Genomic DNA, 19964 nt, shown 5'->3' on the forward strand with positions numbered 1-19964 from the left:
TTACAGATAAAAGGACCCTATCATGTCAGAAACAGTTGAAATCAGGAATATCACTGCCGCTGATTACCTGGACCTTCGCGAATCCATGGTGTCTGCTTACCCCGATATGGCAGGAAGTTACTGGGGAGAGTCTACCATTCAGCGGTTGATTAAATTGTTCCCCGAAGGGCAGATAGCCGTTACCGTTAATGGCCGGGTGGTGGGCTGTGCGTTGTCGATCATTGTGGATTACGACAAGTTCGGCGACACGCATACCTACGAACAGATTACCGGTTATTATACCTTTAATACCCATAACCCGAAGGGAGATATCCTGTACGGCATAGAGGTGTTTGTTCATCCTGATTTCCGGGGACGACGATTGGCGCGCCGGTTGTATGATGCCCGCAAAACACTCTGTGAGCAGCTGAACCTGGAGGGGATTGTGGCCGGAGGCCGTATTCCTAACTATGAGAAGTTTGCCGATAAGATGACGCCAAGGGAGTACATCGAGAAAGTGCAGGACAAGGAGATTTATGATCCTACGCTGACCTTCCAGTTTTCCAACGACTTTACCGTAAAGAAGATACTGAAAAACTACCTGCCCAATGATGAGGCGTCCAAAGGGTTTGCGACCCTGCTGCAGTGGTTCAATATTTATTATGAAAAGGACAGCGATACGATCCGTTATAATAAGTCGACCGTCCGGATTGGACTGGTGCAGTGGCAGATGCGGGATTATGGTGGCTTTGAAACCTTCATGCAGCAGGTGGAGTTTTTCATTGACGCGGTGAGTGATTACGGGTCTGACTTTGTGGTGTTCCCCGAGTTGTTCAATGCGCCATTGATGGCCGAGTTCAACCAGCTCGACCCCGCAGGGGCCATCCGGGGGATGGCTAAGTACACCGAAACCATCCGCGACCGGTTCCTCGAGTACGCGGTGTCCTATAATGTGAATATCATTTCCGGGAGCATGCCCATCGTGATAGATGAGGTGCTGCATAATATATCTTACCTGTGCCGCCGGGATGGTACCTGGGAACAGTACATCAAGATTCATCCCACACCGGGGGAAGTGTATGCCTGGGGGATGAAGGGCGGTTCAGAGATCAAGGTGTTTGATACTGACTGTGGAAAGATAGGTATCCAGATCTGTTATGATGTGGAATTTCCGGAGCCTTCCCGGATTCTGGCCGAGCAGGGAATGCAAATTTTGTTTGTGCCGTTCATGACAGATACCCAGCATGCGTATAACCGTGTCCGTTTCTGTGCGCAGGCCAGAGCAATCGAAAATGAGTGTTATGTGGCCATTGCGGGCTGTGTGGGTAATCTGCCAAAAGTTAATAATATGGACCTCCAATATGCACAATCTTGTGTATTTACGCCATCCGATTTTAACTTCCCGGTAACGGGGATAAAGGCGGAGTCAACTCCCAATACGGAGATGGTGGTAGTGGCAGATGTTGATCTGGTATTGCTGAAGGAACTGCATGCATTTGGCAGTGTACAAACGATGAAGGATATACGAAATGATCTCTACAAGGTAATTAAGCAATAACGCAGAGAGGAGCGGGGTAGATGATTTTAATTAGATAATTACTTGATGTCTTATTTTGTATTTTATTGGTATATAGACTGTTGTGTTATTTATTTAATAGAATAGTTTAACTTATTTCGGGAGATTTTTGAGTAGATCGATAAATTATTGTTTAGTTTAGTGGTGGTTTTGCTTCAAGTTACATGGTAGTTGATTTTTATAAAATACTGATAATCAATTTTAAAAATAAAGACTAAAAGATGAACAACAAGATTAATTTAGCCCTTCAGATCCTGCCATCTGTGCCATCTGAGCAGGTATATGCTGTAGTGGACGAAGCTATTGCCGTGATTCGTGATTCAGGTGTGAAGTACAGGGTGTGTCCATTTGAAACGGTCATGGAAGGAACCTATGATGAGCTGATGGAGGTAGTCCGCAAAACGCAGGAAGTGTGTTTTAAGGCGGGTGCATCACAATTATTGGTGTATATAAAAATGCAGATAAAAAAAGATCAGGATGTGACCATCGAAGAAAAAACCGGTAAGTACGATTCCTGATATAGTTAATTTTCATTATCTTTCTTGATAAACCAAAGGACAGGGCTTATGAGGTATGCCGCAACATTGGATGGGAACTCCAAAATCATTACTAATCTTATTATCATCATTACGTTGATCATTTTATGCCGGCAAATCACCGATGTAAATCATGAGGCGGTAAAAACCAGCATATTGTTGATCATATTGATACCGGCTATTGTGGTGGCAGGCTGCCTGAGTCCCCGGTACTATAAAATTACCGCACAGGGCCTGGTGATCCAGCGGGCGCTGTTTCCCATCACCATTCTTTTTGATGACATTGTGCGACTACGCAGCATCACGGAAGAGGAGCTGGGTACCAGCAGCCGCATGCTGGGCATCGGAGGCATATTCGGTTACCTGGGTACCTACCGCTCCGCCGAAATCGGCAAGTACCAACGGTGGTGTACCAACCGCGAAAATCTCGTCCTGATAGAATCAAACTCCCGGAAATGGGTGATCAGCCCTTCCGCCGCAGACGACTTTGTAAAGACAATGAACGGTATTATCAATACCGCCAAATAAATTACCGCTGATCTGAGGGCGTCCGCCTTCAGATCAGCCGGTTATCTATCCCCCCAATTGCATCTTCCCCAAGCCTGCATCAATTTTACCTTTAAGGGTCATCTTTATCGAAGCCATCTTTGAAGCCTTTCCCGTCAGCCGGAAAACTGGCAGGGACATTAAGAACGGTACGTTTCTCCCGGTGGCCGTTAGGGTGGTGGCCTTTTCCTTAGCAACAGTAAGCGCTGATGGTCCCCGTTTCATCTCCCGATAAATTGATTTGGAACAATCGGTTTAAAATACTTATTTTTGTTGTATGCCGAGAAACAAGGAGTTTGAATACGAAGAGCGACTGGAAAAGGCCAGAGACCTTTTCTGGGAAAAAGGATATCACGCCACCTCCATCCATGATATCGTGGACAGGATGGGGCTGAACAGAAGCAGCGTGTACAACTCCTACGGCAACAAACAGGAGCTGTTTCTGAAGTGCCTCGAAAACTATGCAGCGCTGAAAGCCGCCCAATATCGCCACGCCGGCAAAAATACCTCCTCCGCTTTTGAAGCTTTGGCTTTTACCATCCGTGACGTGGTGGAACAAACCATGAAAGACAAAAAGGCCTGTATGATCATACGTACCATTTTTGAACTCGGGAATGAGGAGCCGGCGGTTTCCTCCTTCATCAGGAAAAACGCGGGCGTCCTGGAATCCATTTTCAGGGAGCTGGTCATCAGGGCAAAGGCAGAAGGGACACTGAAAAGGGACGCTCCGCCGGATATGCTTGCCCGTTATATACTCACTTCATGTGGTAGCTTTTATACGCGGTACCTCCTCAATGGTCATAAAAAGGAGGTCGATGAGATGGTCGATTTTTTAATTGACTCCCTGCGGGCATAATTTTTTTGCTTTATTCTGGAACGATCGGTTTAAAATAATCAGATAAAAATAAAACATATGGATGCTCTGACAGCAAAAACAAAGGCAGTAGTAGAAGCATACTTCAACAATGCTTCCGTCAAAAATTATCAGGCAAATGAAAGCTTGTTTGCCGACGAAGTGGAATGGCGCATACCAGGCAACAAGGAAAAGGCGCCCTGGCTCAAAGACCGCAATACCAAACTGGAAGCGGTATCTTTCTATCAGGAGTTGTTTACCTACCTGGAAGCTGTCTCGTTTGATATCACCGGCAAATTCTATGATGGCCATCAGGCAGTGGTGACCGGGCACCTGGTGTCCCGCATGCTGAGCACCGGCAAATTGTTCGACAGTCCGTTCTCCATTCAGATAACCGTCAGGGACGGACGGATTACCAGATATCTTCTTCTGGAAGATAGTCTCGGACTGGTAGCGGCATTAACGGCCTGAGTTTATGAGGCTGACCGGATGCCCGGTCAGCCTCCTGAAAATTTTTGTTTCTGCGTAACAATTAGCTCTCTTCCAAAATTCTTCTTCCAAAATTCTTCTTCCAAAAACTTCCTCCGAAACCGGTCCACTATATCTTTCCGCTACATGGTCCCTCTGTTTTTCGTATAGCCCTTAGCGGTACTCCTTTCTCTCAGCACGAGAAGAGGATAATTCATAGACTATTAATTTACAGCATAATATAATTAACATTAAATTTTATGTTTTTAAATTGACATAAATGCAGGCATGGCGCATTGACTTTCGGGTTTCCTTGATGTATCTTTTATATACATTAATCAAAACCAAAGTCTAAATCTAAAACACCATGAAATCAATCTGCACATTGATGTTGGTGGTGGGCGCTTTCCTATTTATTCCCTTTTCTCATCTGCACGCCCAACCCCGTATGCTTAAAGGCCGCGTGACCGCTGCCGCTACCAACACTGCATTACCCGGTGTCACGGTCCAGGTAAAAGGAACAAACCATGGCACCACTACAGACCCCGATGGTAATTTTCGTATTGAAATACCGGTTGGGCCCAGTTCCCTCGTATTCAGCTTTATAGGATACCTGACACAGGAAGTTCCCATGAGAGGGCAGGCTATCGTCAACGTGACCCTGCAACCCGATACCCGTAGCCTCGATCAGGTAGTAGTGACGGCCATGGGCATCAAAAAAGAAAAGCGGGCCATCGGTTACGCTATTCAGGACGTTTCCGGCGCCGACCTCGCACAATCCAAACAGTCCAATGTAGTCAACGCCCTGCAAGGTAAAGTCGCCGGCGTACAGATCTCCAGCGGCGGCGGCGCCCCCGGTCAGGGCTCCCGTATCCTGATCCGCGGCATCAACTCACTGGACCCTACCCGCGATAATCAGCCCCTTTTTGTAATCGATGGCATCACCATGGACAACAATACCTACACGACCGGCAACGCGGACACCCGCGGCATGAGCAACCGAGCGGCAGATATCAACCCCGACGATATTGAGAGCATCTCCGTGCTCAAAGGTGGCGCCGCCACCGCACTGTATGGTCTCCGCGCGGCCAGCGGCGCTGTTATCATCACCACCAAATCCGGTAAGGCCGGTCGCACCCGCGTTAGTTTCACCACCACCGCCGGATTCGATAAAGTAGGCAAAACACCGGACGTGCAACTGCAATACAGCCAGGGCAACAACGGCCAATACGATAACCAGAGCTTCTGGCCTGCCTGGGGCCCCTCGGTGGAAGATGCCCGCAAACTGGACCCCACTCATCCGGCTTCGTTATACAATAATTACAAGCAGGCATATAATACCGGCTCCCAATACCGCAACACACTGGCTATCAGCGGCGGCACGGAAAAAGTCGTATATGCGGCGTCGTTATCACAGTTCAATCAGAACGGGATCATCCCTTTCAGCAACTATCAAAACTATTCCGCCCGGGTAAGTGGTGACATCCGCTTCAGCGAAAAAGTTAAAATGGGCGTTTCCCTCAACTATATCAATTCCGGCGGCAACCGCGCCAATTCGGACCGCTACGGTGAACAAATGATCTATTGGTCGCCCCGCTGGAACATGCGCGATTATCTTAAACCGGATGGTACCCAACAAACCTACGGCGCTACAGACAACCCGATCTACACGCTCTACAGCAACCGGTTCGGGGACAACGTGAACCGCCTGATCGGGAACATCAACTTCACCTATTCACCGTTTAAATGGCTGGACATCCTGTACCGCGCCGGGACCGACTTCTATACCGATAACCGCCGACATACCGGCCCCGGTCCAAAAGGCATCGCCGGCGAAGTGGTCAATACCGACAACGGCTTCGGCTTCGTCAATGAATACACGCTCAATCAACGCGCGCTCAGCTCCACGCTCATCCTGAACTTCAAAAACAACATCACGCCCAAACTCACGTCCGACCTGAAGCTGGGACATGACCTGTTTGACCGGCACCTCAACCGCCTCTCTACGGAAGGGGATACCCTCGATATCCCGGACCTGCTGATCATGCAGAACGCTAAAAAGATCGTGTCTACCCAATACATTGAAAAATATTATCTCATCGGGTTGTTCGGCGACTGGACCCTGTCGTGGGACCGCTGGCTGTACCTCACCCTGTCGGGCCGTACAGATATCAGCTCCTCACTGCCTGTTGGCCACCGGGCTTTCTTCTATCCGTCTGTAAGCCTGTCTTACCTCTTTACCGAGCACCTGAAGATGCCGGAGGAGGTGTTGTCTTACGGTAAAGTAAGAGCTTCCTGGGCCAGGGTGGGTAAAGACGCGCTGCCTTACAATACCGGCTCCGGCTACGTTCCGCTTACTGATGGCCCTATCGATAATAACGTGATTGGCTGGACCCGCGCCGACCGCTACGGCGATGCCCAGCTGAAACCGGAATTCACCAACACCTTCGAGGTAGGCGCCGAATTGCGCTTTCTGCATGATCGTATAGGCGTTGACTTTGCCTGGTATACTTCCAAAAGCACCGACCTGTTGATCCCCGTGAAGTTATCCAGCGCCACCGGCTATGAAGACTTTTATACCAATGCAGGGTCCATCCGCAACCGTGGTGTGGAAATAGCTTTTAATGCCACGCCCATCAAAAAGCCAAAGTTCCAATGGGACATGCGCATTAATTTCTCTGCCAACCGCAACGAGGTGTTGAGCCTCGGAAAAGGCCTCTCCGAAGTAGTGGTCGGCAATCAGTTTGGCTATGCCGGTTCCACCGCCACCATGAAATATCTTCCCGGTTACCCGGTGGGAGCTATCTTCGGTACCAGCTACCTGCGTTACACCGGTGGTCAGCCGGATAACGGCATCGAAATTGATTACAGCCGACCTATACAGATTGCGGCGAGCGGCAGCCTGGCCGGTTTCCCCATGATCAACTCCGGTCAGAAATACCTGGGCAATTCCCAACCTAAATGGATCGGCGCTATTACCAATACCTTTACGTATGGACCGCTCAGTCTCTCTGTATTGATAGATACCCGCCAGGGCGCCAAAAAATATAACCAGCTGGCCAACTTCATGTCGGCCTTCGGTGAGTCGGCCGTTACAGCCAACCGCTTTACCAGCAAGGTGTTTGAGGGGGTGTTGCCCGATGGCACTCCCAATAATCAGGTGGTTTACCTGCAACAGGCCAAAGGCCCGGACGGACGTAACTATGGCGGTGGTTTTTACCGGAACATCTACCGGGGGGTAACAGAAAATTTCGTGGAAAATGCTTCCTGGATACGGTTGCGCAATGTCAGCCTTTCCTGGCAACTGCCTTCGCGGTTCCTGTCGCGTACTCACCTGATTTCCGCGGCCAGTCTCACCTTCACCGGCAACAATCTCTGGTTGCATACCAAATACACCGGCTTCGATCCCGAGTCCAGCTCGCTGAATGCCGGCAGCAACATAGACGCTTTCGCCGGTTTCACGTACCCGACTACACGTAGTTATATGGCCTCTCTGAATGTTACCTTCTAAACTGCTTCGACCATGAAAAGGATACACACCATATTATATATAGCTTTACTCGCGTTGCTGACCGCCGGTTGTAAAAAAGAACTGGATATCAATGATAATCCCAATCAGGCAGTGGTACCCCCTATGAACGGGCTGCTGGCGTCCACCACCTATTTTACTGCGTATAACGTATACCGTGTGGGCAACACCACTTCCTATTTTGTACAATACCTGGCTTCCCCCAATGCAAACGGCGCCAGCGATACGTATGAAGTCACGGATTACACCAGCACCTGGAAAGCACTGTACGATAACATGACCGACCTGCACGACCTGATCGCGCAGGCCCGCACCGCCGGGGCAGACTATCACGTTGGTGCTGCCGAAGTGATGATGGCCCTCAATCTCGAAATGCTGAACGATATGTGGGGAGCGGTGCCTTATACGCAGGCCTTTAATACCAGCTTCCTGCAACCAGCCTATACGCCGGACGACAGCGTGTTTCTGCAATGTATCGCCCTGCTGGACGACGGCATCGCGCGGTTAAAAAGCACCAGTTCCAAATATGAACTGGATGCCACCAAAGACCTGATCCACAGCGGGAAACCAGCCGCCTGGATTAAAACGGCGTATACCGTCAAAGCCCGGCTGCTGAATCATCTCACCCGTAAACCCAACTACGACCCGGGGGCAGTGCTGGCGGCTCTCGCCAACGGCTATACGGACAACACAGATGATGCCCAGTTGGTCAGGTTCCAGTCGCTCAGTCCCTGGAACCAGGCCGCGGTGAATAACGTCAACAACCTGCTCGACGGCTGGCTAAGCGCTCATTTTGTAAACGCGCTCAATGGCAAGAGCTTCGGCGTGTTTGATCCCCGGTTGCCGCTTATTACCGACACCACCCGCTTCGGAGACTACCGGGGTACCGTCAACGGGGCCGGCAGGGTAGGCTCAGGTACCAACCGCGAAGAATGTTACCTTTCACAGAAAGGTTTCTATTCCAAACCCGGCGCCCCGCTGCTGGTGGCCAGCAATGCGGAAGCACGTTTTATACAGGCAGAAGCAGCCTTCCGCAGCGGCGATAAGGCCCAGGCTTATCAGGCCTATCTGCAGGGTATTACAGTTCACATGAATAAACTGGGCGTGGCTGCAGGGCTCCGTGATGCCTACCTCGCCAATCCCGCTGTCGGCGTAGGCGCCGCCAATCTAACGCTGGCGCTTATACTGAAAGAGAAATATGTGGTGCAGTTCCTGCATCCCGATGCGTGGAGTGATGCCCGTCGTTACGATTATCAGTATAAGGATTTTAATCTGCCTGTTAATGCACAGCTGCCTACCTTCATCCGCAGGGTGGCTTATCCCGATTCGGAGAAAAGCCGCAATGGTGCCAATGTGCCGTCAGTAACACTGACCGATAAGGTGTGGTGGGACCGTTGATCAACATTTTTAAAAAGAGAGATGCCCGTCTGACATCAGGCGGGCATCTCTCTATATATAATAAAGTATGAACAGTTACCTAAAAACAAGATAAGCTACAATCAATGTAAAGAACACATTAAATAGCTGCGCAATAATAAACGCCATGGCGGGTCGGCCATTTTCTACCTTAAAGATATCGGTGAATTTTGTTTCCAGACCAATACAGGTGAAGGCGAGGGCAAACCAGTAAGTCTGAATTTCCTTCAGGGAGCCTTTGGCGGCAGCCACTACCGGCGACGGCAGTACGAAAGAGAACAGGAGAGAGGCCACAATAAAACCCAGCACGAATTTAGGGAAACGTTCCCAGATGGTGCGAATGGTAGGCTTTTCATAATTGGCTTTCTTTTTTGTGTATGACCAGTAAAGGGAGATGATGAAAGCAGCCAGCCCGAGCAGCACGTTTTGTGAGAACTTCACGATGGTGGCATATTTCAGGGCTTCATCCCCCAGTTTGGTGCCCGCAGCCACCACGGCACCGGACGTATCGATGGTGCCGCCCAGCCATGCACCCGCCACTGCCGGCGACATGCCGGCCCATACCGCAATACCGGGCATAAACAGCATCATCGGAATGGCGACGATCATCACCAGCGAAATGACATGGGAGAGTTTTTTATTATCACCTTCAATAGCGCCGGAAGTGGCAATAGCCGCTGACACGCCACAAATGGATACGGCGCTGGAAATCATCATCCGGAACTCATCGTCGAGCCCCAGCATCTTACACAACCAGAAAGAAAAGTACCATACGGTAAATACCACGACCACCGACTGAAGAATGCCGAGCATGCCAGCTTGCAGGATATCTCCGAAAATGATATTGGTGCCCAGCAACACTAAACCTATCTTGATGTACAGTTCCGTTTGCAGGGCCGGTTTTATCCACTGCGGCAAACCAATAAAGTTACTAATGAAAAGGCCGAGCAACAGGCTGAAAAGCACTACTTCAATGCCCAGGTCTTTAATAGCTTTATTAGCGGTAATGATCTGCGCCAGCAGGGAGATCAGCACAATGGCCAGCAGTCCGGATACCAGCGCGGCCGGTTTAAAGTCCCCCGCCAGAAACCGCGCTAACAAAAGGCTTCCCGCTACCCAGAGAAACAGGGTGCCGATATGCATCAGGTTGGAGGCGTTTGTCAGCTGGTTCCATAATTCAGTTCCTGAAGACCAGCTGTATTTGGGGAGTGCCGGCTTCAGTCCCGCTACCACCAGCGTGATGGTCAGGAATGCGATGATCACCGCAATCCAGTCTTCATGAATTTTCTTAGGTTGTAACATAGGTTTATAACTTATACGCGCGATTGAATGCTAGTGAAAAAAGAGGTACCCCAGGAGGATAGCGGACAACAGCCCGAAGAAGTCGGCAATCAGTCCGGCTGTCAACGCATAACGGGTATTTTTGATATTCACGGAGCCGAAATAAACGGCCAGTACATAAAAAGTGGTTTCCGTAGTACCTTGTATCACGCTGGCCAGTTTGCCCTGGAAAGAATCCGCGCCGTAGCGGGTCATCACTTCAATCATCAGGCCCCTGGCGCCGCCGCCGCTCAATGGTTTCATGAGCGCTACCGGTAACGCAGGTACGAAATCGGTGTTGAAGCCCATCCAGGAAAACAGGCTGGCGATGGCATTAATGAGATAGTCCATACAGCCGGTGGTGCGGAATACGCTGATAGCCACCAGAATACCCACCAGGTAGGGGATGATCCTCACCGATACCTGAAACCCTTCTTTGGCGCCTTCTATAAAATGATCATATACATTAATTTTTTTGATGATACCTGCTCCCAGGAAGAGGATCACGATCGAGAAGATGATACCACCACCGAGGTTGCTCATGGTGGGACCGATCTTTTCGGCCGGCATGTGCCTTACCCAGTAATAGAGGCCTGTCACCACCGCGGCAAAACCGCTCAGGAACACCAGTACCGGGAGTTTGAACAGGTTGATGCGTTGGTAGGCAGATACGGTGAACATACCTATAATAAACGCTATAAAGGTAGAAATCAGTGTGGGCACAAAAATATCAGCAGGATTGGCGGCCCCGGCGGCTTTACGGAGTGCGATCACCGAGGTAGGGATAAGCACCACGCCGGCCGTGTTTAGTACCAGGAACATGATCTGCGGATTGCTGGCTGTGTCCGGTTTGTCGTTCAGGTCCTGCAGCTCCTTCATGGCTTTGAGGCCCATGGGGGTGGCGGCGTTATCAAGCCCCAGCATACTGGCGGAGAAATTCATCATCATAGAACCCATGGCCGGATGGCCTTTCGGGACCTGGGGAAACAGTTTGGAGAAAAAGGGATAAACCAGTTTGGAGAAGCGATTGATCATCCCGGCAGCCTCGCCCACCTTCATAATGCCCAGCCAGAGCGTCATGATACCGGCCAGTCCGATGGAGATCTCTGCTCCGGTTTTGGCGCTGGCGAGCATACCGTTCATAATATCGCCAAAAATAGCGGTATCCTGTAAAAACACCGACTTGAAAACTGCTACTACAAAAGCTATCAGGAAAAAGCCCAGCCAAACGTAGTTTAATGCCATTAGATTATTGGTTTATTCTGGCAACAAATAAACTAAAATAAACTTATCTTTGCGCAAATTTTAAAAAATGGCTTTGCAAGTTGGAATTGTAGGATTGCCGAATGTAGGGAAATCGACATTATTTAACGCGGTGAGTAACAGCGCTAAGGCGCAGGCCAGCAACTACCGCTTCTGTACCATAGAACCGAACGTCGGACAGGTGGACGTGCCTGACAACCGTATGGACAAACTGGCCGAGCTGGTGCAACCCCAGCGCACCGTGCCTACCACCATCGAGTTTGTGGACATCGCCGGACTGGTGAAAGGCGCCAGCAAAGGCGAAGGTCTCGGTAATAAATTCCTGGCCAATATCCGCGAGGTGGACGCCATCGTGCACGTGATCCGCTGCTTCGAAGACGAAAACATCCTCCGCGAAGAAGGCGCCATCAACCCGGTGAGCGACAAGGAAATCATTGACACCGAATTGCAGCTCAAAGACCTCGAAAGCGTGGAACGTAAAGTGGCCCGCACCGAGAAAATGGCTAAAACCGGTGGCGATGCCAAAGCCAAAGCGGAATTTGAAGTGCTGAAAAGATGCCAGGAACACCTGGAGAAAGGCCGCAATATCCGTGAACTGGGCCTGAGCAAGGAAGACCGCGTGGCTATCGCCGACCTGTTCCTGCTCACGGAAAAACCAGTACTGTACGTAGCCAACGTAGACGAAGCGTCTCTTCATACCGGCAACAAATACTCCGAAGCCCTGAGAGAAGGGGTGAAGGCTGAAAATGCCGAAGTAATCGTGATGAACAACACCATCGAAGCACAGATCTCCGAAATGGAAGATCCGGGCGATAAGGAAATGTTCCTCTCCGAATACGGTCTCACTGAACCGGGCCTCAATCGCCTGATCCGCTCTGCTTACAACCTGCTGGACCTGATCACTTACTTCACTGCCGGCGTGCAGGAAGTACGTGCCTGGACTATCCACAAAGGCTGGAAAGCACCGCAGGCTGCCAGTGTGATCCACACCGACTTCGAAAAAGGCTTCATCAAAGCCGAAGTGATCGCGTACGACGACTACGTAAAATATGGCTCTGAATCTTCTGCCCGTGACAACGGCCGCCTGAGGATCGAAGGCAAGGAATACATCGTGGCCGACGGCGACGTGATGCACTTCCGTTTCAACGTGTAATCATTTCCGTTACAATAAGTCCTTTCATGATATTCAAACGCATGGAGGTTACAACAAAAACCTGGAGCGTCTCAGTACTGAGATGCTCTTTTTATTTTATTTTTATCAAGTTCTATTCTGTCGTTATGATGCGGTACACCTCGCTAATGTCCGTCACTATTGACTTTGATCGCGTATAGGCGATCGCGTAAGTGCATCACCCTAAAAAAAATATACTTGGCAAATTGGAGTTATTTATTAGCTTAGCTCACTATTTTAATGTTAGCTCATGCGATTAGTCAGGAATGTAAAACTGTTTTTCCGGGAAGGAAACTCGGACAAAACATATGAAATAGACCTTTGTGAAGTTGGCCCGGAACAATATACTGTTAACTTTAGATACGGAAAACGCTTCGGAACCCTGAAAGAAGGCACTAAGACTGTAAGCCCCGTAGCCCTCGCAGCAGCCACCACTATCTTTGATGCACTGGAGAAAGAAAAGCGCAGCAAAGGTTATCTCGGTGAGCAGGAAGCTGTGCAGGATTTATCTTTTGTACCAGTAGACACTTCCGTGGTGGCAGACCCGCAAAATGCCGCTATTCTCAAAAGGTTGCAAGGCGCGCTGGAAAACAAGCCTGCGTATAAAACCGTCTGGAAAACATCGCGTGTGATCTGGAAAGCGGGAGAGCGCAAAGTCAAAGAAGCGGTCCCTTATCTGATCAAACTGATGGAAAGGGGAGACGCTATGCAGCGCTATGCCGCCCTCTGGGCGCTCGGCAGATGCGCCGACCCCGCAGCGGCGCCTGTACTGCGCTCTTATGCCGACAACGGCTCCTATGCACAGAACATCCGGATGCTGGCGGCCAACGGCCTGCTCATGGCGCTGCCGGAAGAAGAACGCAACGCGCACATACAAAGCCATTTGCTGCGCCTGCCGGAGCAATTGCAGCAAATCATCGCCGGCGACAATGCACAGGCCATCTTCGATATGGTGCAGCAGCTGGTGATGGTAAAAGCGGAACTCAACTACCCGATGCTGGAAGACCTCTACATCGTGGCATATAATAATAAGGCCGTCAGAGATGCTATCATCGGCTTCCTGGTCCACATGCCTTTACGCCCCAGCTACTTTCAGCATATCCGCCATATTTTCAAACAGGCTGAACTGCGTGACGATCAGGGTATCGTAGGTACGCTGGCCGTCAGGTTTGAAAGGGAACTGCCCATGTTCAACCATCCGGGTAAAAGATTGGATTACGATGGCAACGAATATCATCCCAATGTGTTCGTACCGGAGTTACAGGAGTCTTTTAAAATAGCGAGAGAAATAAAAAAGCCAGGCTCCCGCCTTGCCTACTCCAATAAAACAAGGGGCTATCTGAAACGCAGGGTGCTCCGTAATCTGCGTGCCGCCGGCGCAAGAGGCGACATGGAATATGTACGCCTCGCTACCGCACTGCTGTTGCAATACGAAGAGCAGCGCGACGCCCGAAAGGAATATCAAACCACACAGTACACCTGGATCAACGGCCGTTATACCACCTGGTATAAACAATATCCGGCCCATGCCCAGGCCGTGTTCCTCAACTACATTCTGCGCGGTAATACGCCCAATTTGCGGCTGGATGCCAACGGTACGACCTGGTATTTCGAAGCGCACAAAAATGAAAATGGGGAGATCACCCGCGAAGCCACTATGCTGCGGGACCACCCTGATACCATAAAAGCACAGCAGAAAGGCACACTGCTACAGAAGCTGTTCGGCTGGCTGGGAGGCGACAAACAAACGCCGTCACCCGGAGCAGTACCACCGACTTACAAGCCGGAAACCGCGCCGGCAGCGCCTGCGAGTGATGTGCCCTACTTAGAGCTGTGGCAAAAGATGCCGCAGGCTTTTATGCAGCTGCTGATCGCCGGCAAAATGGAAATGGTGCACCTCTTTGCCATGGAGCAATTGAAGTCGCATCCTGACTATGCAGACCTGAAAGCCAAAATGGATGAGAAAACGATCTACTATCTGTTGATCAGCCATTTTAATGTACCCGCGCTCTTCGGCCTGGAACTGGCAAAAGAAAAATACAATCCGGCCAGCCTGTCGTTCTTCCTGTTGTACGCCGTTACTATGAGTCCTCTGGAAGTAGCCAGGATACAGGGCCTCGACTGGGTAGACCAAAATAAAGCTGCTTGTTTCGGTGATACCGATTTCCTGATGCGGTTGATATTTAACCCGTACAAGGATGTCCGTAATTACGTACGGCAGCAACTGACACCGGAGCATCTGCCTGCCGACAAGGCGCGCGCACTCGTAGGTAAAGCCATTGCCGCGCTGCTGGCATCCAACAGTCTGGCAGACGATGTGAACGAGAATCTCAACGATGGTTGCCAGATCCTGGAACAGTTCTGTGCCGGGGCTCTGCATGAAGTGGACATGAAAGTGATCACGGACCTCATGAACGCAGCAGCACCGGCCTGTCAGGCATTTGGGGTGCGGCTGATGGTCATGAAACAGGGGCAACTGAATTTCGCCGAACTGTCTGATCAGCTGTTGCGTAACCTGGTGGCCAGTCAGCATGCATCGGTGAGAATGGCTGGCGTATCCGTGGTGAAAGCCATGCCGGAGGCTGAATTGCTGAAAAGGGCAGAGGTATTGCTCGACATCGTGCTGGCACCGTATGCGGACGTACGAAAAGAAATACGCCCGCTGATCGCTGCGCTGGTAGCGAAAGACAGCCGTCTGGCTGTTTATCTGGTCAACGAACTGGTGCCACGCCTCATGCGAAAAGAAACCGCAGAAGGTATCCATGATGATATCGCCGCTATCCTGAGCCATGAGCTGGTAGGGCATCTGCAGGACGTAGATACCGCTACCGCATTACGTTTATTATATGCCAACTATCGCGCTGCACAGGAATTCGGTGTGGTAGTATTGAATAAATACATCCCGGCAGAAGCACTTACCGTAAAACAGGTGATTGCTGCCGGTAGCCACGAGCTGCTTGCCGTACGCGAATGGAGCTGGGGTTTCTTTCATCAGCACGCCGCCCGTATGCGTTATGAGCGCGAAGCGGCCATCGGCCTGCTGGACGCCAAATGGGACGATACCCGCCATTTTGCCCGGGAGTTTTTCCGGACGCAATTCACCGAAAACGACTGGACACCGGAAACACTCGTGGCGATCGCCGACAGCGTGCGTCCGGATATTCAGGCATTTGGCCGTGAGATGCTGATGCGTTTCTTCAAAGATGCAGACGGACCCACTTACCTGCTGAAGCTCAGCCAGCACCCAAGTGTGGCCATGCAGTCTTTTGCCACCAATTATCTGGAGACTTATGCCACCGATAATCTGGAATATCTGCGCAGCATGGAACATTATTTCCGTTCAGTGCTGAGCCGCGTCAACAAAGCGAGAGTGGCCAAGGAACGCATCTTTGGCCTGCTGGAAAAAGAAGCGTTGAAATCTGCCGAAGCGGCGGCTTACATCGGAGAAGTCATCGCTCATATATCCGCTACCGTATCTATCGCTGACAAAGCACGTTGCATACAGATCATGCGGAATATTCAGCAGCAGTTCGATATTCCTTTGCCGATAACGTTAATGCCCGTACGAACACAAGCCATTTAGAAATTTGGTTATTTGTCTATTTAGTTATTTAAGAAGGGCGTTGCTTCCTTCCATAATTAAATAAACAAATAACAAAATCTGAAAATAGATTTATGTTATTCAACTACAGATATAGCGGTAACTCCCAGGTGTACAGCAATGCTACATCTGCCGGTATTTCCTTTGCCCCGGATACCCGCCGTGACCCGACCTTTTTTGTTGGAAAACTCCATAAAAAAATTGCATTCCGTGAAGCCATATCTGCCCTGCATGATGTCGTAGTGTCGGACCTGCGTTTTAAACCCAAAGACAAAACAGCCTATAAAGAGTGGGCCGCCCAGCAGGAGTCTGTATGGCTGGCGGAGCATATGAACGGCTACGACGGAGAAGCTGCCAATCAGCGAATCGCGGCACTCTCCGAAAGTTTGAAACAGGTAGGCGCGGAGAAAGATAAAGTAATGGGGCCCTTTTATAACGCCCGTAAACAATATTTTGACTATCTGTACCAGAAAGACAGGGATGCCTGGTTTGTACTGGACCCGGTTATCACGGTTCATCCGGATGAAATGTTCTTCGAATGTTTTAGCCAGGATGAATCTACCTATGGTAAGCTGAGCGCCAGTTACAACGTTTTCAAAGAAGTAAATGAGTTTGAGTGTGGTACGACCAATATCGATTACTCGGCTGCTTTGTACGACGAGTTCCAGAAAATCCGTGACTATAAGGAAACAGATTTTAAAGTAGATCCCGGGGGCTTCCAGATACAGACTTCACAGGAAGAAATGTATCACGAAGTAAAAATCGATCTGCCGGACAGCTGGGTGAGAGGCTTCTTGCAGGTGAGTTCTGCGATGACATTACCCGCTGCCTCTTTTGATCTGCATCCGATGGACGTGTATAATTTCTGCCTGTGGCTGCGCCGTTTCAAGGAAAAGAACGGTCCGCGTTCCATCCGTTTTAAGCTGGAACCGGGTAAGCCTGTTCGGGCGGTATTTGAACCATGGAACCACGAAATCGTTTGTGCGAGATCGATATATAAAGGTGGCCAGAGCCGTGAAATCAGGATATGGGGGAGAAGAAGACTGTTGATTCTGGAGCGCCTGATCCCTATCGCTAAAAAATTCACTGTACATCTTACCGGTAACGGCTTGCCTTCTTTCTACGTGGCAGACCTGGGAGATATGCAGTTCACACTGGGACTCTCCGGATGGACTGCCAACGACTGGTCCCGTGCCGGTCAGTTCGATCTCATGGCGCCCCGCGCTATCGTGGACGACAGCGCCAAACTGAAAGTGTTTGCAGACCTGCAAACCCGGTGGATGGCCAAACCGGAGACCATCGCTACCGCTACAGGGTTGGACAAAGCCACGGTACTGGGTGCGCTGGGCATCTATACACAAGCCGGCAAAGTGATCTTTGACCTGCACAGTGGCATGTACCGCCTGCGGGAGCTGAGCCGCGACCCGCTACCGCTGGAATCCCTGCGTTTTGCCAACCCACTGGAGGCAGAAGCCTCCCAGCTGGTACAGGAAAAGCGGGTGACCTTCACCGCTCAGGATATTCCCGGAACCGGTGTTCAACTAAAAGGAAATGTAAAAAGCACGCATCGTGTATACCATCCCGTTATTGTCATCGACAACGATGAAAGATTGAGTGATGCACACTGCGATTGTAGTTTTTATAACACCAACAAATTATACAAAGGGCCGTGCGAACACATGCTGGCACTACGTATGACGCATGCTGAAAATAATTCTGCACAATAAAATTTTGTTTTTCAGAATTATTTTCTAACTTGCCTGCTCGTTAATAAACACAGATCTTTGTAAAGAGGAATTGATTGCACTTGCGCCCGTAAAAGGGACGAATGATGTTTCGTCATTCAGGTATCATGACTATACATGCTTCACTAAATGCAATCTTTACTTTGGGAGGGGCGTACCTATAGCGAATTTACGGTACAAGCCCCGGGGGCTGAAATTCGCTATAGGTACGCCCCTCCCTGGAGTTGATTGATTTAGTCAATGGCTTGCACGAAGGCCTTTTCCTCTTTACAAAATCCTGTTTCTCTTCGCGTCAGGCATGGCTTCCGCAGCCACTTCAAAGCCGGACCTTTTTACTCCGCTTCAGTTTAGCTGCTTAACATTCATTAAAAAAGTAAACGCCAACACTATGGCCGAAGGCTTAACCCGTCAACAGCTGTACGACAGAATCCGTGCATCCTCCAAAGAGGAATTTATACTGGAAGAAATGACCCGTCTGGGTTTCTGGGCACGTAATACCTCACAGCCATCCTTACCGGAAACACTGATACGCAAGGAAGGAGAACTGCGCCGCGAATTGAATGAACTGCTGGCTGAAAAACAAAAATACCGCAACAAGGAAAGATTGTTGGCCGACATGCGTAAAGAACGCATGGCCAAAGCAAAACTGAAACGTGCGGAAACAAAAAAACGTAACGAAGAGAAAAGAAAAGCCCGCGCCGCTGCCTGGGACGAGAAAAAACACCTCGATATTATTTACCTCGGTGAAGAAGTATCCGCCGGCCTGAATAAAGTTACGCCCGACGAAACACAACTGGCTAAATTCGGCCTGCCGGTGTTTAAAGATGCCACTGCGCTGGCGACGGCCATGGGCATCACCCTCGGCAAACTGCGCTTCCTGGCCTTCAATCGCAAGGTGGCACACACTTCCCACTATCAACGTTTTGAGATCGCCAAAAAATCCGGTGGTACCCGCGTGATCTCTGCACCAATGCCGCAACTGAAAGCTGCACAACACTGGATACTGGAAAATATCCTCTATAAAATTAAAAACAGCGACGCTGCCCATGGCTTTGTACCAGGCAAGTCCATCGTCACCAACGCTGCTCCGCACGTGGGACAGGACATCGTCATTAATATCGACCTGCGCGACTTTTTCCCTTCTGTTCCCTACAAAAGGGTGAAAGGCCTCTTCTGTAAACTGGGATATGCCGAACAGGTAGCCACAATCCTGGGCCTGATCTGTACCGAACCGGAAGTAGATGAGATACTGCTGGACAACCGTAAATACTACGTCGCCAAAACAGAAAGACACCTGCCGCAGGGCGCACCTACCAGCCCGGCACTGACCAACCTGATCTGCTTTAAGCTGGACCGTCGTTTTGAAGGACTGGCGGCTAAATACGGTTACGCCTATACGCGATATGCGGATGATATGACTTTCTCTGCGAAAGGAGAGGCGGTAGATAAAGCAGGGCAACTGTTGTGGTCCGTTAAACAAGTGGTAAAGGAAGAAGGCTTCACCATTCACCCGGACAAACTGAAGGTAATGCGCCGCGGTGATAAAAGGGAGGTGACCGGCATCGTTGTCAATGAAAAGGTGAGTCTCGATCGTGATACCCTGCGAAAATTCCGTGCGCTGTTGCATCAGATCTCCAAAACAGGTCTGGCTGGCAAGCGCTGGGGCAAAGGCAAAAATATCATTAGCAGCATGGAAGGCTTTGCCAACTACGTGTACATGGTGAAACCGGAACAGGGCGCTAAGCTGAAAGATACGCTGGCTGCGCTGCTGCAAAGGGAAGACATCAAGGCCGAAGCCCGCAGTCTCTGGACTACCGGTTCTACCGCCGCCACGCCTGCTGACACCGCTGCGCCGGCCAATACACCGGCGGCGCCGCAACATCCGGAAGGCGTTCCTATCGCTAAGGACACACCGGCCGCCACCAGCAAGCCGGAGAAACCCTGGTGGGACGTTTTGTAAT

At 50.3% G+C, this 19964-nt stretch carries 13 protein-coding genes; 11 read left to right on the forward strand and 2 right to left on the reverse strand.

Annotated elements, in window-relative coordinates; genetic code table 11:
- Positions 1-22: 22 nt before the first annotated feature.
- The 7 genes from ICL55_RS33805 (at position 23) to ICL55_RS33835 (ending at position 8885) form a co-directional block, all read left to right on the forward strand.
- Positions 23-1537: a bifunctional GNAT family N-acetyltransferase/carbon-nitrogen hydrolase family protein gene (locus ICL55_RS33805; protein ID WP_188106232.1), complete on the forward strand. Its 1515-nt coding sequence runs from the start codon at positions 23-25 to the stop codon at positions 1535-1537.
- A gap of 239 nt (positions 1538-1776) precedes the next feature.
- Complete coding sequence (locus ICL55_RS33810; RefSeq protein ID WP_078673005.1) at positions 1777-2073, forward strand: thiamine-binding protein; 297 nt, start codon at positions 1777-1779, stop codon at positions 2071-2073.
- 48 nt (positions 2074-2121) lie between these two features.
- A complete protein-coding gene (locus ICL55_RS33815) occupies positions 2122-2619 on the forward strand; it encodes a PH domain-containing protein (RefSeq protein WP_188106234.1) in 498 nt (165 codons plus the stop codon).
- 295 nt (positions 2620-2914) lie between these two features.
- The gene (locus tag ICL55_RS33820) at positions 2915-3493 is read left to right on the forward strand and encodes a TetR/AcrR family transcriptional regulator (RefSeq protein WP_188106236.1); all 579 of its coding nucleotides are present in this window, start codon (positions 2915-2917) and stop codon (positions 3491-3493) included.
- Positions 3494-3550: 57 nt separating this feature from the next.
- Positions 3551-3961: a nuclear transport factor 2 family protein gene (locus tag ICL55_RS33825; RefSeq protein ID WP_188106238.1), complete on the forward strand. Its 411-nt coding sequence runs from the start codon at positions 3551-3553 to the stop codon at positions 3959-3961.
- A gap of 364 nt (positions 3962-4325) precedes the next feature.
- The gene (locus tag ICL55_RS33830) at positions 4326-7469 is read left to right on the forward strand and encodes a SusC/RagA family TonB-linked outer membrane protein (protein WP_188106240.1); all 3144 of its coding nucleotides are present in this window, start codon (positions 4326-4328) and stop codon (positions 7467-7469) included.
- Positions 7470-7481: 12 nt separating this feature from the next.
- Positions 7482-8885 carry a SusD/RagB family nutrient-binding outer membrane lipoprotein gene (locus ICL55_RS33835; protein ID WP_188106242.1) on the forward strand — a complete coding sequence of 468 codons (1404 nt, stop codon included), beginning with the start codon at positions 7482-7484 and terminating at the stop codon, positions 8883-8885.
- A 75-nt stretch (positions 8886-8960) separates the two neighbouring features.
- On the opposite strand, the gene ICL55_RS33840 is transcribed toward ICL55_RS33835, so the two are convergent.
- Both ICL55_RS33840 and ICL55_RS33845 read right to left on the reverse strand, forming a co-directional pair.
- On the reverse strand, positions 8961-10205 hold the full coding sequence (locus ICL55_RS33840; protein ID WP_188106244.1) for a YeiH family protein: 1245 nt from the start codon (positions 10203-10205) through the stop codon (positions 8961-8963).
- Positions 10206-10235: 30 nt separating this feature from the next.
- Positions 10236-11468 (reverse strand): nucleoside recognition domain-containing protein, encoded by a 1233-nt coding sequence (locus tag ICL55_RS33845; RefSeq protein ID WP_188106246.1) that lies wholly within the window; start codon positions 11466-11468, stop codon positions 10236-10238.
- A gap of 67 nt (positions 11469-11535) precedes the next feature.
- Here ICL55_RS33845 and ychF point away from each other — a divergent pair, with 67 nt between their 5' ends.
- The 4 genes from ychF to ICL55_RS33865 all read left to right on the forward strand — a co-directional run bounded on the left by ychF (position 11536) and on the right by ICL55_RS33865 (position 19963).
- Positions 11536-12639 (forward strand): redox-regulated ATPase YchF, encoded by a 1104-nt coding sequence (gene ychF, locus ICL55_RS33850; RefSeq protein WP_188106249.1) that lies wholly within the window; start codon positions 11536-11538, stop codon positions 12637-12639.
- 268 nt (positions 12640-12907) lie between these two features.
- Positions 12908-16240, forward strand: coding sequence for a HEAT repeat domain-containing protein (locus tag ICL55_RS33855; protein WP_188106251.1), 3333 nt, complete (start codon positions 12908-12910; stop codon positions 16238-16240).
- A 92-nt stretch (positions 16241-16332) separates the two neighbouring features.
- Complete coding sequence (locus ICL55_RS33860; RefSeq protein ID WP_188106253.1) at positions 16333-17985, forward strand: SWIM zinc finger family protein; 1653 nt, start codon at positions 16333-16335, stop codon at positions 17983-17985.
- A gap of 406 nt (positions 17986-18391) precedes the next feature.
- Positions 18392-19963, forward strand: coding sequence for a reverse transcriptase family protein (locus ICL55_RS33865; RefSeq protein WP_188106255.1), 1572 nt, complete (start codon positions 18392-18394; stop codon positions 19961-19963).
- The last annotated feature ends 1 nt before the right edge of the window (position 19964 follow it).

Source organism: Chitinophaga varians (assembly GCF_014529945.1).
GTDB lineage: Bacteria > Bacteroidota > Bacteroidia > Chitinophagales > Chitinophagaceae > Chitinophaga > Chitinophaga varians.